Origin of the sequence: Agrobacterium sp. T29, from assembly GCF_006970545.1 — a bacterium.
Lineage (GTDB): Bacteria > Pseudomonadota > Alphaproteobacteria > Rhizobiales > Rhizobiaceae > Agrobacterium > Agrobacterium leguminum.
On the sequence record NZ_CP040642.1, the window covers coordinates 393,644 to 409,141 of the forward strand.

The 15,498-nt window shown below is 55.5% G+C and carries 8 protein-coding genes; all 8 read right to left on the minus strand.

All coding sequences use genetic code 11. The annotated features are described in order from the left end of the window. Positions 1 to 10 precede the first annotated feature (10 nt). The 8 genes from FGF54_RS26885 to FGF54_RS26920 all read right to left on the minus strand — a co-directional run bounded on the left by FGF54_RS26885 (position 11) and on the right by FGF54_RS26920 (position 15,430). A complete protein-coding gene (locus FGF54_RS26885; protein ID WP_142781931.1) occupies positions 11 to 5,263 on the minus strand; it encodes an FtsK/SpoIIIE domain-containing protein in 5,253 nt (1,750 codons plus the stop codon). Between the two features lie 5 nt (positions 5,264 to 5,268). Then, positions 5,269 to 6,738: a hypothetical protein gene (locus FGF54_RS26890; RefSeq protein WP_246667055.1), complete on the minus strand. Its 1,470-nt coding sequence runs from the start codon at positions 6,736 to 6,738 to the stop codon at positions 5,269 to 5,271. 43 nt (positions 6,739 to 6,781) lie between these two features. Further along, positions 6,782 to 8,557 carry a hypothetical protein gene (locus FGF54_RS26895; protein WP_246667056.1) on the minus strand — a complete coding sequence of 592 codons (1,776 nt, stop codon included), beginning with the start codon at positions 8,555 to 8,557 and terminating at the stop codon, positions 6,782 to 6,784. 146 nt (positions 8,558 to 8,703) lie between these two features. Beyond that, a complete protein-coding gene (locus tag FGF54_RS26900; protein ID WP_142781934.1) occupies positions 8,704 to 9,558 on the minus strand; it encodes a phosphoadenosine phosphosulfate reductase family protein in 855 nt (284 codons plus the stop codon). Further along, positions 9,548 to 13,000, minus strand: a complete 3,453-nt coding sequence (locus FGF54_RS26905) for an ATP-binding protein (RefSeq protein WP_142781935.1) — start codon at positions 12,998 to 13,000, stop codon at positions 9,548 to 9,550. The genes FGF54_RS26900 and FGF54_RS26905 overlap by 11 nt, the downstream gene beginning before the upstream one ends. Continuing rightward, the gene (locus FGF54_RS26910) at positions 12,993 to 13,943 is read right to left on the minus strand and encodes a DUF4007 family protein (RefSeq protein WP_142781936.1); all 951 of its coding nucleotides are present in this window, start codon (positions 13,941 to 13,943) and stop codon (positions 12,993 to 12,995) included. Before FGF54_RS26910 ends, FGF54_RS26905 begins: the two co-directional genes overlap by 8 nt. Continuing rightward, the gene (locus tag FGF54_RS26915; RefSeq protein WP_142781937.1) at positions 13,936 to 15,129 is read right to left on the minus strand and encodes a cysteine desulfurase family protein; all 1,194 of its coding nucleotides are present in this window, start codon (positions 15,127 to 15,129) and stop codon (positions 13,936 to 13,938) included. Before FGF54_RS26915 ends, FGF54_RS26910 begins: the two co-directional genes overlap by 8 nt. Then, positions 15,122 to 15,430, minus strand: coding sequence for an XRE family transcriptional regulator (locus FGF54_RS26920; protein ID WP_142781938.1), 309 nt, complete (start codon positions 15,428 to 15,430; stop codon positions 15,122 to 15,124). The genes FGF54_RS26915 and FGF54_RS26920 overlap by 8 nt, the downstream gene beginning before the upstream one ends. Between the last annotated feature and the right edge of the window lie 68 nt (positions 15,431 to 15,498).

The following is a 15,498-nucleotide window of genomic DNA, read 5'->3' on the forward strand; positions in this document are numbered from 1 at the left end:
TCCGACAGCATCAGCTGACTGATTGCAACATAATGGAGTTGACGACGTCAGTGATGAAATGCTCGGACGCAAACGGAACCTGTGCATAAATTAGGCCCTGTTCTCCCTCTGCACGAACTATCATGTGACCTTTCCCCAACAGCCGCTCGGCACCTTTTTCTCCAAGGGCGATTTCAGAGGTTCCTTCAGAGTCGACACGCAAAATAAGCCTGTTTCCTAGCTGCGACCTCAGCTGCATCGGCATCACGTTTGCTTCAGGTCGTTGAGCCGCGAAAATGAGATGAATGCCCGCGGCTCTCGCTTTCACGCCCAGTCTGCCAACAGTTGAGGTCACGGCAGCGCGGTAATCGTCTGTCAGCATCCATTCCGCAAATTCGTCATGGATGATCCAGTAAGTAGGTAGCACCTCCCCTGGCGTGGCTTTAGCATTGTACGCGGTGATGTTTGAAACTCGCGCTTCCTTAAACAGTCGGTAGCGTCGATCCATCTCGAGGACCATATGCTCCAGCTGGTCGACAGCGTTCTCCTGTTGGTCGATAATGCCGCCTTCTAGGTGGGGTAGGGAGTCGAAAGCGAAGTAATCGACACCTTGCTTCGGGTCGATGAGTACGATCTTTGCGTGACATGGATCGTTTGTGGCGGCAATGCCCAGGATGATCGACTGCATCAACACCGATTTTCCAGAGCCAGTGCTGCCAGCGATCAACGTGTGCGGTGCATGTCGTTGGCTCGGCGAAAGAACAAAGAGCTCGTTGTCATCCTCTCTGACGCCGACAACAAGATCCTGATTTCCGGTCGGCGAAACAACTGGTTTCCAACGGCTCCAGAGACTTTGAATTTGCACGACTTGGCGCTGATTACGCGCGACGTAAATCGCGATGGCACCCGGCTCCGGTCGCACCGAGATAATATCAAGCCGATGTGTCGTCAAAAGCTCCGACCGGCGCTTAAGCACCTGTTCGACCGTCAGGTTTGCACTTCCGCTAAACCGCAAAATTGCAGCGTTGGGCGTGAGCTTTTGGTCGATCAGCTTAGCCTGCAGCCCAAGCTGTTGGAGCGCGCTGCGGGCCATCATCGCGGTGTTCGCTAGCCACTCGTCGTCTGCTTCCGTTTGTCTTGGGCTGGTGTCGAGATGGCGCGCCACGATTTCGTCTACAGTGCGCACTGAAGATGGCGCGCCCGCTAACTCCGGCTCAAGCGATTTTGGGATGGGCGGCTCGTCAGCAGGTGTCGGTGGCTCAGCATGATGCCCTCCATCGCCGATGACAGGATCAGATTTTGTCTGTACCGGCGAGGGGGCCGCCTTCGCGGTCGCATCGACGGTTGCCCCTGGCATGTGCGGCGCTGGCACCCTCCCGTAGATCGGATCTATCGATGTCAGGAACCGATCAACCTTTGAATTCTCTATATACGCTGTGATCAGTGTTTTTAGCTCCGCGCGACCAAATATCATTTGGCGGCTGGCTGGCGCTCCACTTACCTCACTGAAATCGGTGATATTTGTCCCATCGAGGGCAGTCGGCACAAAGACATGACTTAGGCCAACGACTTCGATCCGGGCGGCGCCCTCTCGAACCCGCCGGCGCCATTCCACGAGAGGCACATTGCTCGCCGCTGGGATCTGAATGCCGTCGAGAAGAAGATCACCAAGGCGAGAAAGCCACGACTCGCGATCAAGCCGGTCAGGTTCAGCCATAGCGTCGATAATGCGGCGCATCGTATCACGAAGCTGCTTCTCTGATTCCTTGCGTTTCGACGCAAAGGAAACAGCGTCTACATACTTTGCCTCCGTCACGATAATCCGCAAGCTGAGGTGTCCGTCAGCGTCGAGAGCAGGAGAGAGCGCCAGGATATCCGCCTGCGTTTCCTCTCGAGCACCAAGCCAGCTTGCGTAATCGTCCAGGAAGTACCAACCGACTAATCGATTTTCATCGAGAGATTGCCGAGCAAGGAACCGGCTCAGGACGACGCCGATGAGCTCGCCTGCTGCCTCGCCTCGCTTTGCCGCTCGCAGAACGATATCACCGGAAATATCGTTTGCATCGCCGATGAAGCGGTCCGCCAGTGCGTCGATCTGCGAAGGTGATAGGTCAAGCTGAAGCTCTTCCAATCGACGTCTCACCATCGCGCGAAGGAGCGTCAAAGGGGCGCGTGACGAGATCACGACGTTGCGGCCCTGGGTCGCGGACTGCTTATATCGTATGACGCGAACGCTTTGATTTTGCAGTTGGCGACGATCCAGCAATTCGTCGTAGTTTACGACCCAAGCACCCAGATCGTGCGTCTCTTCGAAAATTCGCGCTGTGCGATCGTCTCGAAAATCAAGCTGTCGAACGGGCAGCAGCCGTTTTCCGTCCTGCAGGTTTTCTTCTTCTTTCAGAAACGCTGTGATTGCAGACAGGAAGGCCCAACCTTCCCGACTTTGAACCGGCGAACAAAGATAAACGCTCGATTTCAGGTCGTCCATCGCGCCGGGCCGGCGGCGCGACCACCGCGCCGGTAGCAAGGTCGCGATGTCTGCAGGATCGGCAGTCTCGCGGTACCATTCGACCGATGCGTGCCTGGAAATGACATCTTGGCTGAAGACAATGTCGTAGGGACGCCCGTCGCGTGGATCTGGCGGGGGTGCCTGATCTGCGATCACACTGATCCGCAGCCTTGCCATGAAATCCTGCGTGATCTCGGAGGGCGCCAGGACTTCGGCTGAGCCGCTGGTGCTTGTCAGAATTGATCGATAGATATCTCGAAGCCGGGTGCCGTCGGTGTGACGCAGCATCACCTGGCACCTCATATCCTCCTCATCGTTCAGATCGCCTAAGCCATCGACCAACTGCTGTGGAAGGCGCGCGGAATCGCAGTTGTAGAGGACAAGCGACATATTCGCGCGTTCATGCGGGTGCAGTTTCAGATAGCGATCGGTCAGATCGAGGAGCGTGTTGGTTCCGGCTCTTGCATCATCATTCGTTTCGCCGCCACCGGCGCCATCAAGGACTGGTCGTTCATGAAGCGAGTAGTCGCCCTGATGATCGGCAAGCGAAAGGAGCTCCGGCCGGTGGCCGCTCCAGGAGACGACCACTTCGGGGTAAAAGACGTGCCGCATGTCTTCCGAGAGATCTCTAAAGAAGAGCTTTGTATCGCCTTCCAGACCCGCCGGCAGATCAATGACTTTACGGACGACTTCGCGGACAAGGTGGGCTTTTCGCCAAATCGCCGCGAGCCTCAGCGGGTGCCACGGTGCGACGATCGCGGCGGCTGCCCCATCCCCAACGGGAGCTTGGCCCAGCTCCAACAGGGGCCGTAGCAGTAAATCCTTGTTGCGATCGCCCGGCGCCAGCAACCGAACGAGATCCAGCAGCTCTGCATAGCTCGTCGCCTGGTCGCGACATAAAAGATTGGATGCACCGTCAACGCGGAATGACCGGATTGCGGTCTGGTAGCGTTCGCAAAAGGCATCGAAGCCGGTGGATATCTTCGTTGAGGCGGCTGCGTCGATGAGATTGTTTTCGAGCGCTGTTTTGAGATTAGCTCGCCAGAGTAGGCGCAAATCTCGCTCGCGCCTGTAGGTCGGAATGAGTGATCCGCGATCACGATCATAGGCCGGGACGAGCGTCTTCACGTCCGAAAGGTCGATTGAGCCTGGTCGGCGACCTGCCATTCCTGGTTCCCGTCCGCAGCGAAGTGCGACGAAAGCGTGCTCGCACAGACGGTCCCAGTCATCGGTCAATTGTGACGAGATAACATCGGGCCGATACTTCCAAATGAGCTGTGCGGAGGCGGTCGATGTGCCACCTTCAAAGTCGGTGGTCTCGAGCTCTAGCTGGAACCGTAGTTGCATTGCCGCCTTGGCGGTCGATCGATTTACCGCAGACTTGTCTTTTGCATCCTGCCATCCACGCAATACAGCGGGATAGTCCATCAGTGATCCGAACTCGATCTGCACGCCAGCGCCTAACAGCTTCTGCAAACCGGCATATCGCAGCGAGAAGAAAAGGCCCGCTTCAGTGTTCAGGCTGCGGAGGTCTCGTTTGGTCAGACTGTCGCATCTGATGGTGAGCTTTCGCTCAACGCCGACCATCGCGCGTGCGTTTAGCGTGTCCATCACCATTGCCAGACCGGTCAGGAAGTCCTCGGTTTCGAGCGGTCGGCCATAGATGAATTTGTCCCAGGAGGACTTAAGTTTGCGGTCCTCCCTAATTTCGTCGCGGTGGCTTTCATAAAATTCGATATCTTCCGGATCTGGGCTGCCTGTTGTTTTTCGCCGTGCCAGAAGCTCCAAATACTCATCATCCTCCTTCGATAGGAGATCTTCGGGTCCTTCTGCATAGAAGCGCTGAGTGTCTTGACCAAGGTTGGTCTTCTCTCGTGCCAGTCCTTCAAAAAGGGGCTTTACGTGCTCCCAAAGGCAGTTCGCCAGAGCCTCCGAACTGGAGTTCCACGCAGGGCGACTTTCGATGAAAAGTGCGACCACGGGATGGATGTTTTCGGGAATTACATCGCGCGCTTTTTCGAAGGCATCGCGCAATTCGGTTTCGGAGATAACGATTTGGTTTGGGTTCTGCTTGAGCAAGTAGGGATGTCTCTTGCGCCGTAACCCGATGAATTCTCGCTTCCAAACTGAAGCATGGCGCCGCGATTTGTCTTTGATTCCAGCAAAAGCTGCCGGATCGCGAGGAAGTTGCAGTGCGGGAAGCGCGTATCCAAGCGCTTCGATGATCGGATAGCCTTCATCGATGACTGCCTCGCGCGTAGCTACAACGTAGCGGGCGAAGCGCTCAAGCGCCACCGATCCAACTTGACTGAGCCCCGCTAGAGATCGCTCCCACCAAGCCTTCGCATCTTCGGTCAAAGCAAGACCGGCACTTGCCGCCAGGACCCATGCCGATAGCCGCTCAATGAGTTGCGCGGCACCGATCGGCGTCACCTCATGGAGGGACATGTCTTCAGCTTGTCCTTCGTCTGCACTTGCATTCGTGATCAGGAAGGCTGCTTTGTCACAATCTGCGCTGCGATAGAAGGTTGCATTGCGGTCGGTCAGGATCGCATCCGGTAACGCATGACCTTCGAAAAGACCGCGTGGCAATTTGATCTCGACGGCTTCGCTTAAGAATGGATCGGCAAGAACAGAACGGCTAACGGCAAGGGTTTGCGGAATACTCAGGCCGTCCAGAAGAAATCTTGCTGTGCCGGCCTCTCCACTCGCATCGCCCAGCTCCTCCTTTAAAATGGAACACGCAACTTTCCCAATCAGCTCGTGAATGTCCATCGCCGTTACATCCTGACCGAAAGCGGGTTTTCCACATAGGCGCACGCGTCCGAAAGACGGCGCAACATACCAAGCGTTCTCAGCCGTCTCTCTAGACGGGCAGAGTTCATCTGGAAGGACTTCCGATCAAATTCGTCGTCGGATAAGACCTGCACAGCCTCACGTTCGCCGATGACAAGTCCGTACCTGCGGTAAAGGAGGTCTAGGAACTCGCTATAATCCATGCGGGTCTCTACATTCGCGAGTATCAGTGATTTCAGCAAGGCGTCCGTCGGTGCGTAGCGTAGCTGACTGGTTCCCCGTCGAGAAACCAGTCCAGCGCCGGCGCCGTATGAGCGATGAACAGCTGCGACATGTTTGCGATGACGTGCCTGTGCAGCTCTTTTGAGATCCGTTAGCAGTTCGGCTACGTCCGGCTGTCCGCTATATTCGTCGTCCTCGGGCCATCGAACGATGTCGATCAGCAACCGTCTGCAATCAGGAAACGGCGTTTCACCTTGACGCCGGCGTTCCCACTCATCGCTCCGACCGATCGCGTCGATATAGGCATCCACTGCACGTGATGGCAGCGTGTCGTTAAGCTGGAAATTTGAAATCGACAGTTCGCGGACCGGCGTCCTTTTAGGGGCAATAATCTCGCAAATGAAGTGCGGTTTCGCGGCGAAACAATGTGCAGCGGCCACCACCAGCTGATACCGCAGCAAATGCAGGGCCGTCAACGCTGCCAAGTGCGGATAGCTGTCGAATCGCGGCAGCGGGCCCTTCAACAAAGACAGCCAGTCCCGCGCCAGATCATCAAACGTATCATGTCGCGCATAGGGTAGGTAGCTGTTGCCCCGTGTTGACCGGTCTTCGTCGTAATCCGGCTCCATGATTTGCAAGAGGCGATCGCATGGATCTCCATCCAGCATTTTCGCGATCTCTGGCGCCAGCTCCGCCGCGTGGGAAGAACGGCACAGCATCTGATAGACAAGCTCGCCTGGAAGCCCGAAATTGATGTATTCGCGAGAGGCCGTTAGGCTCAAATCTTCATAAAGGGCGTGCCGGCCAAATGGAAATACAAATCGAGATGACCACCGCTTGTTCGGTCCATTCTCGATAGTCGTACCCCGCAGCATTGAAACCAGCGCTACGAAATCCGCAAATGAATTGAACCGTTTGCGAAGATAAGAGAAGTCACGCAGAGGAACGCCCTGCGCACGATTGGCAATCGCCGACAACCACTTATCCCACGAAGCGCTGTCGGCAAGCTTTTCGTCGGCGATCCGCAGCATTGGTTCATTATTGTAGAGGATGTTTCGGATATACATCCTTTGGGCCGGCTTGAATTTGAGAGGATAGGGCTTGCCCTGGTCGTCGAGAAGCGTCTGGTCTCTGTCCTTTGCTTCCGCAACGCCTAGAAACTCGAGGAAAATCAACCAGGGCGTTGTCGCGTCCCATAGGCGATGTCCCCAAATCTGTTCGTCGATCCACATGTCGTTTTGCGGATGATCATTGCGCGGTGGTGGTGGGAGTGTCTCAAGCACAATTCACCTCGATTACATCATCCACCGGTTCACCTTCGCCATTAAGGCCGAGAATCCTGAAGCTGAGATCGTTCGTTTCTTCCGCCGGGCGCGACCGAGAGAACGCCGCTAGGATGGCGCTTTTGAACGCGAGAATGTCCTCGTGACATTCTTTGGAAAAGCTACCGGGGAGTGCGCCACCGGCGACGCGCATCAGGAATTCATATCGAACAAGGTTGAGCTCCAGAGCGATTTCGGTCCCCGCATCAATCTGAACGACCAATGTGGGTAAGGTCCCATTCCTGAGCTCGATGCGTTCATGTCGTCTGGGCGCGACGCTGATGCGCTCTATCAAAATCTGGCTAAGCCCTGCGGCCGATCCAGAGAGGCCCGCGGCGATCAGTAGCTCACGGTCTGTCGTCACAAGCATACCGGTGAAAATTCTGTTCAGACCATTCACGAGACGCGCCGTTATCGACCGGTTTGTTTTCCCGACATCCCGAAGTGGTGCCACCACCTCTCGGAGAAATTCACCGGCGTGGCGAAACACAGTCAGATCCCAAAGTCTTAGGTCTTCGGATTGATCATCGCGGATTTGGAAAAATATTGCGCGGCGCTGAGCCTGCAGACTGCTCAGGAATGGATGCTCGCCTTCCTGTGTTGCGTCGGGCCTCTCGAGATAGGCATTGCGCAGGGCAGATAGATCGTCGAGAGCCTGGGGAGAAAAAGCGTTCACAACCAGGCTATCGTAGTAGGGGCGCAATGTTTCATCAGATGCACCGAAGACCAGGATGTTATCGATCCTGTTGGTCGTCTCATCTCCTATGCCGAACCGATTGAGAAACTCGAAGATCTCAAGGCTTTCTCGCCGTGCCGAGGTCAGATTTGCACCAAACAGGTTTTGGTGAATATCCGCGATATGTGCCTTGCCTGCACGTAGGAACGGGCGGACATCCGATGGCGACATCAGTCGGTCCTTTGCCATCGGATGGCCAAGGACCATATTGGCAATCAAAAGAAGCACCCGCCTAATCGGCGTATGAAGTTCATTGAGGTCCATCAATTCAAACAGCTGGCGCAGACGTGACCGGAATTGCGGTGACGACAGAACCTCAAAATTCCGCCGGATGGGACAAGCGTGCGAAAAGAAGCCATCTGCTTCGGCTTCGTCATAGGCGGCCGCCCAGCCGGGATGGGCGATGATCGCCTCCAATGTCAAATCGATGATCGTCGCGCATGAAACAGCGCTGAGATTGAAAAAAGCGATGTCTCCGTGACTTGCAGGCTTGCCTTCAACCAAGCAGGTCTCGAGGAGATCATAACTTTCTTTAGACAGCGGAACCTCTGAAGCCCTCCGCCAGGTGTCCAAAAGTTGTCCGTCATTTGCCGCGACAACAAATATCCAATCAGGATCTTGCGAGAAAAAGCTCTTGTTGACCTCTTCCAAAAGAGCGTTCTTGCCCTCCCAGTTTCCATAGGTCCCCTGAGCAGGAAGGGCGGTTAAGTCTCGTATGATACCGACAGTTCGAATGCGGCCGGCGACTTCAGCAGAAATTTCTTGGTAGATCTCATTGGCAGTCCACTCATCTGAGCTTCCCCCTAACTCGGTCCACAAACGACCACAAAGCCGGCTTTTTCCATCACCTGCCGTGCCGGTGAGAATGATGGAGCGAGCGCGTTTTGAGCTCTTTGATACAGCAGCAAAAAGATCGATTTCCAGCGGGTGCGCGAAATCTAGGGCGTCGACGTCATATCGACGCGCAGATCGACGGATCTGCTCGTCGTACATATTGTCATTTCTCGAGATTGGTCCGTACTGTCGTAAGAAACGAACCCATCGGCCCCCCAGCCCATTCATTCCGTCGGCCCCTTAATGGCATCAACATCATTCAATCAGCGACTCAATCTCTCCGTAGCGAGCCGCAACTATTTCTACTAGATCGAGCACACAAGACAACCATCACGCAAGTGACTGTCGTCTTCCACTTCGAGCCCACCGAGTGTTTCCACCAGAGAAAGCGACTTGCGATTGGCTTTCTTCTTGGCCTGTGCCTTCTCCCAATCCGCTTTGATCTTTGCCACCCGCTCCGGCTTTGCCAGTTCCCGCAATGGCTCATTCTGGCACCAGAAGAACTGCTCACCAAACTGGACAGCCCGCTCCTCATATTTCATGGCGAGATCGAAATAAGTCGGATGTGTTTCCAGCAAACGCACCCATTCGATTTTCTGCTGATAGAAGCAGAAGTAGCACCCAGATCGCGATCGTCCCCAATCCATATAGGGCGGAAGGCCGAGACCTGAATCTTCCAAGATCCCGATTATGTCTGCCCGGACGAGCCCGTCGTCCTGAAACGGATAGACGGCTAAGATGTTTGGCTTGGTGCTAATGTAGCCGGTTCGATTCTCGTCCGCACGAAGACCAACGTAGTTTATCACAGGTCCATCGCCGACATACGTTTCAAATGGCTTTAGCTTCAGCATTTTCGTGCACCACCGACGGTGGTTAGACGGCAACATCCCGCGATAAACGGTGAGCCAGTGATCGAAGCTATCTGTCGGTGTTGTGCGGACAATTGGTTTGCCCAGGATAGCCTCCAGACGACCGATATAATCGTACGTCTCCGGGAGCTCCTTATCCGTATCGTGGAATATGTACTCGATATCCGGCACGCGATCGCGCAAATAAATAGCAAGCGCTGCGCTATCCTTACCGCCAGAAAGGCTCAAGATATGTCGTGGCCGGTCCGATCCGAATGACGAGATGATTTGAGAAGCGTAATCAGTTGTCATTCTTCATTCTCGCAGGTGTCTGAACGGCGGAGTCCGTGTCTTCCGCGGAAGGTTCCTTCGTACGGGACAGCTCTTGCCATAGGAGGCTTGCAAGGATCTGAATCCGTTGGGCATCGCCCTGTGGAAGCCAATCCGTGAAGGTTTCCATCTTTTTTTGATCCGCGGCGTCCAGATCGATCGGGTGAAGGACCCGCACAAGATCTCTCCCGTCACCACGGGTTATGTTCAGGCGGATCGCTTCGGCGTCAGGTCGATCCTCGGATGTCGAGAATGCCGTGCTTTCCACTTTTGCGAACAACTCGGCGAGCGCTGCAATCTCCTCGGTAAATCGCGCTTCATCTCCTGGCATCCAGCGAGCAGGGGGCTTGGCCACCACGAAACTTGCCAAAGATTCCGCCCAAGCTTCGTCATGCAAAGCGGGATCTCGCAGCCGAAGAGCAAATGCGCGCAAGCGCGGCTCGCGCGCAGCGAGAGAGACGCGGGCACCGCGAGACGCCAGAGCGATCCGGTCGAACTTCTCCGGATCTTGACCGGCTGCCTCGCTCGTCCTTTTCACAATGCGTGCAATCAGATCCGCATAGGTGTTTTGAAGTTCCTGCACCGCATCGGTGAAACGGCTGATGAACTCTTCAACCGAACTCTCATCCGCTTCGTCGATCCGGAAAATCGGTAGGCCGCACGCATTGGGCAAGTCGGCGAAAAGCAGAGTTGCTGGTTCGCGAGCCGATAGGAGAGCGTCGCGGACTGCGAGCGTTGTCGGAGACAAGCCTTTTGCTTTTCGCGTGTAGTCGGGTAGCTTTGCGGCGAACTGGCAGAGTTCAGTCACAACGTCCAGCAGTACCGGCTGGCGACCCTCTACTCCCGAGGCAAACAATGTCGCCAGACGCGTGAATACGCTCGAGCGTACGCCTTCGACGCTGCAATGCTGGATTTCGAATGTTTGCGGTGCTTTGATAAGGCGCAGGAACTCCATCGCGCCGAATTTCGGGAGGAATGTGCCATTCTCATAAAGGGCTAATTCGTGGCCATGCACTCTCACCACAACCGCTAGTAAGATTGGGGCTAGCCCATCACGCACGCCGTAAGGGCGACCCGATAATCGGGCGAGTATATCCGTGATTGCAATCCTACATCCTTTTCCTGCCTTGATGATTTTGACGACTTCAGCGAGGCTGGGCTCTAGATGCAGCGGATCGTCGGATGCGTGTGGAATCTGTAGCGTGAAGCTCTCGCCATCCGCGACATGAACCGCGCCCTTTTGAAGCACAGAAAGGTACATAGATTTCTCAGGCGGGGCCTTCCGCTGATCAATGCCCAACAGCGGCATATCCGGCGCCTTGAACAGTCCCTCAATGAGTCGCATTCGAGCAGAAGCCGCGGCGCTGCTCAGGACGTTGCGATTGATCAACTCGTTGGTAACACGCGGGCTTAATGGATAAAGATCGTTGCAAAGCTGAGAAACAATTTTTGGCAGGTTGCCGGTCGCCTCAAAAGGCTTGCCAGCATAGATCCATTCCATACCAGATTTAGTATCCATTTTCGTCAAATCGGCGAACTGGGCGAGCAGTGCTTGGCGTGTCCGTGCGACCTGACGTTTGACCTCAGCCGAAGCGAAATCGTCGCTCGACAGGTCGGGTGTATTGGCTTCGACCCATCGCCAGACCATAACGTCTCGAAGGTAGGAGGCAAGCTGCCAGACCGGGGACGGAACTGCAACTAAGGTGGAGGGATTGTCGGCAATCGGCGGAGCGGCGGCGATATCCCTCGCGATTTTCTGCTGATCCTTTTGGTCGGCAAGCGCCACAATGATCAGACCATCAGCGTTCGTGGCCTTGTTCGCCGCCTTGGCCACATCCTCAGCAATTACGTAGCGGAGCTCGAAATACCGCATAGTTCCTGTTTCGAGATAATGACGGCGCGCAAGCACCATCTCGCTGTCCAATATCTCGGTGAGTGCAGGCGATACAGATTCGATATCACCAACGGCTCGCTTCGCAGCATTGAACGAAGCTGTGAGGTTTATGCTGGAGCTTGGCCATAGACGGAAAGCGCCTGAACCGCCGCGCTCAAACAAGAGGCCGTGGCGCACAAGACTATCGATCGCGGCGTTTACATCATCCGGGCCAGAAAAGCAGGTGGCCAGTGAGCGGTACGTCGGAAGCAAATCATCGGCATCCAGGAGATTGAGTAGCCCGACCGTTTTTAGAATTTTTAGTTCGAATGGATCGATGTCGACACAGCTATCGACTGTTGCGACGATACGAAGCCATTGGCTTTGGTAGTTTCCGGCCGACACGCGGTGCCCAAAAGAAGCGCGGACATAGTCGTAGAAACGCGCTGCGTCGAACCAGTCGTCTCCGACCTGTGTTGATACGGCAAACGCCTGCAATGCCAGAGGCTCGCTCGACAAGAGAAAGCCGAAGAGGGATCTTTCGCTCTGCCCGAAACGAGAGAAGAAGCGCACCATGATTGGAAGAAGGCTAGGATGCAACGGGTAGAAGCGGGCGGGATCGATCGCGAACCCGCGTCCGCCAAGCCATCCGACCTGCCGGGCCAACTCAAGCGCCGATTTCGCTTGGTTCTGAACCGCCGTTGGAAGTGCGGCGTCGTCAACACCCAATGCGCCGGCAACCAAAGCGGCCGAATGTACCAGCGGCTGGTCGAAAACTATTTCGTCAAACCGTCCAGCGACCTTGTCCCATTCGTGCCGCAGTGTGAGTGGGAGCCGTTCTGCATAGGCTTGGAAGCCCTGATGCAGGATACCTACTAACAACAGAGGACTAGAGTTGCTTCGAACCGCCAACTCTGCAAGGCGTTGCAGTGCAAAGACATCTTCTTGATCGGGATTCAGAGCCGCATGCTCCAGAAGCTTCCCCAACTCGTCGATGATCAGCAGCACTCCGAGATTCAGGGCCGCCGCGCGCTTGGTCATCGCAGAGACGAGCTGTTCCAGCGATCGGACCGAGCCGGCCGTTTCGCAGGCTTCCAACGCAGCTTCCATGCGGGGGTTCAAGAAATCCTTCGACTCTGAATCGGACATGCTTTCACGCACTGCGCGAGCCACCGCCGTTGGAATACTCTCTCGACTGCCTGTCACCAGAATAGGAACGAAACGTTGAACGGTGTCAGCGGGATGCCAACCAATAGCCTTTGCTACTTGTTTGGTATCCTTCGCTGTCGGATCGGACAGCAGGCGAGCCAACACCAACGCCATCGACGACTTCCCGACACCGTAGTCGCCGGTGATACGCCATGCACGTCGCTTAGAACCGTCACGGACGCTCGCCAATATCTGAAGCAATGCGTCTGCCATGGGTGGCGTGACGATGTAATTCTCCAGGGCCGATGGGTCCAAAAAGTCCTTCTCGATTTGGACAGATCGAAGGAATCGGCCAGGGATCGAGAAAATCTCATAGATCGTCGCAGCGCTCGGCTTAACCATTGATGTCCGCCTCATTCGTATAAATGGCTCGAGCGTCTACCCTGATCGGGCCTTCGCGGGTCAACAGCCCTTGAATGGCTGACGGACGGTAGGTGAAGCCGTATCGCGGATCGAGAGAAAGGCGTTCAAGCCGCGCGCGGACGTCGTCCTCCGGGAGTTTGAAAGACTGCCCAGGTGATCCAGCTGCAGACAGTATCTGCCGGATCGGTAGTGTCTTTTCGCCAGGGGACGTCCGCTCCCAGTAATCCAAAACTGCATAAGCAAAAAGCTCGTCAGAAATATTATCTTTCGGCTCTTTTCGAAAGGCATATACGGCCTCCCAACGGCCACCCTCGCTACGCCGCTCTCCGGTCTGCTGGAGGAGCTGCAACTCAACCAGTGGTCCGTCCAGGGAATCTTCTAAGCCCGACCTTGAGCCGCGCGCTGAAAGATACGTATGCAGAAAGACGTCCAGGTGCTGGCTTAAAGTAATCTCTGAGTGGCTATGCCCTAGCCGTTGAGACTGTCGCGCAAATGCAGTCAGTGCTTCGGACCGGGAAAATTCGGCGTAAGGCCAGGCACCCAGCAGATAGTGCCACGCGAACAGGGCCGGCGTGGCAGCCGATGAAAGGTTCCAATGTAGCAGCCAGAGTGTCTTTGAATCTTCTAGGTACGGATCGCAGCCGTCAGTGCCAAATACAGTGTGACCTAGGTCCGTGATTTCGTGTTTGCGCTCGGAAGTAGGACGGGCGATGCCCATGGCATCAACCCAGAAACGCAATGCCCGAACCATGTTTTTACCGATTCCCAGTTCGACCATCGCAGCATCTTCGTCATAGAAAATGCTGGAGTTCGCTGAAATGGCTCGATACGCCTTCGGCAGCCAAGCGTAACGGCACGCGAAGGTTTCATGACCGGAAAATCGATAGTTTAGTTGGCCCTCGGAAGGGGATATATCAAACATCGATGTCTCCAGATAAATCAGTACGAACGTCATTGATAGCTTGAGCTATTTGAATGGCCGCGAGTTCAATGTCGCTGGCCGTCGTAGTGCGGCCTAATCCTATCCGCAGGCAGCTCTCGATCCGAGAATCCGGCAGCCGCATAGCTCTGAGCACATGTGACGGCTCCTGCGCACCAGTATTGCAGGCTGACCCGGTCGAAATCGACACCTTGCCTCGCAGGCGGCCCAAGACGATCTCATTTAGTGCACCGGGAGCCGAGACGTGTAAGTTGTGAGGTAGCCGTGCCGCTTCGTCGCCATTCACTACCAACCCGGGGACTAGACGGGCAAGGCGCTCCTGCAGCAGATCTCGCAGATGGGAGAGCCGCCTGCTCTCCGCCTCGCCTTCAACATGCATCAGTTCACACGCATAGCCCAAAGCTGCGATGCCGCTGACATTGGGTGTTGGGTGGTGAGCACCCTGGAGACCAAAGACCGATGCCCGCTCAAAAATCGGAGAAATGAGAGCACCTATACCCTTCGGGCCGTAGATCTTATGGCCGCTCAAAACGACGTAGGCGGCGCTCAACTCGTCCAGATTGAGCTGCATCCGACCAACAGCCTGAGTAGCATCGATGAGGACATCCACTCCGTGTTCACGAGCATTTCGAACGATCTCCTCGACAGGATAAATAGTGCCGACCTCGTTGTTTGCGGCCATCACGCAGACCAGGTCGATGCCATTTTGCAGTATGCGCTCATAGCTAGATCGATCGATCCGAGCTTTGTCGTCAACTTCAATCCACGCTACCGCAGCCAAACCCAAGCGCTCCGCACGCAATGCGGTATCGATAACGGCCTTGTGCTCAACCCGGCTTACTGCAATTTTGAGCGGAGAACGATGGGTCGCGATCGAATGCGAAATCGCGAGCTGAATTGCCTCAGTGGAACCAGAGGTGAAATGTACGTCATCGGGTTCGGCTTGCAAAAGGCGAGCGACTTTGTCTTTTGCCTCCGCCACCGCAGACGCTGCATGCTCACCATGGACGTTTTCCACGCCGTTCGCGTTCCCGAATTCCTCGACCATCATTCGAACTGCGACCTCGGCAACTCTAGGATCGACGGGAGTGGTTGCGTGATGATCGAGGTACACCGCAGTCCGCTGCGCGACAGGGGCCTGCGTGATTAGTGGGCTATAATTATTCATGAAGGGAAGCCCTTATCGAACCAGAACATCCAGGCGGCGAATTGCGGATACTAACATCGACCTCGCAGCCCAGTTGCACCAACCAGCGGAGAAGTTGATCGGCGCTCACGCTGTCGGTTCGACCAGACAATACTTTAGAAAGTGTAGGCTGATCGGTCGAGCAGAGCTTTGCAGTCCGGGTCTGGCTCAATCCGGAATCTGCGACAACACGAGCGAGTATACCGCGCAGATCCGCGCGAAGGACATGCGCCGCCTCTGCAGAGGTGGGAACGAACAAGGCTTCCGGAGCAGCATTTTTCATTCCCTGTAGTCCCCACTGATTCGTTTGTCATTATGGGAAATTTTCCATAGAGACAGCAAGCAGAGATT

Coding starts and splice junctions, on each gene's coding strand:
- FGF54_RS26910 (WP_142781936.1), bottom strand. CDS start 13,943: ATGTTTGATATATCCCCTTCCGAGGGCCAACTAAACTATCGATTTTCC.
- FGF54_RS26900 (WP_142781934.1), bottom strand. CDS start 9,558: ATGACAACTGATTACGCTTCTCAAATCATCTCGTCATTCGGATCGGAC.
- FGF54_RS26905 (WP_142781935.1), bottom strand. CDS start 13,000: ATGGTTAAGCCGAGCGCTGCGACGATCTATGAGATTTTCTCGATCCCT.
- FGF54_RS26915 (WP_142781937.1), bottom strand. CDS start 15,129: ATGAATAATTATAGCCCACTAATCACGCAGGCCCCTGTCGCGCAGCGG.
- FGF54_RS26890 (WP_246667055.1), bottom strand. CDS start 6,738: ATGTGGATCGACGAACAGATTTGGGGACATCGCCTATGGGACGCGACA.
- FGF54_RS26920 (WP_142781938.1), bottom strand. CDS start 15,430: ATGAAAAATGCTGCTCCGGAAGCCTTGTTCGTTCCCACCTCTGCAGAG.
- FGF54_RS26895 (WP_246667056.1), bottom strand. CDS start 8,557: ATGTACGACGAGCAGATCCGTCGATCTGCGCGTCGATATGACGTCGAC.
- FGF54_RS26885 (WP_142781931.1), bottom strand. CDS start 5,263: ATGGACATTCACGAGCTGATTGGGAAAGTTGCGTGTTCCATTTTAAAG.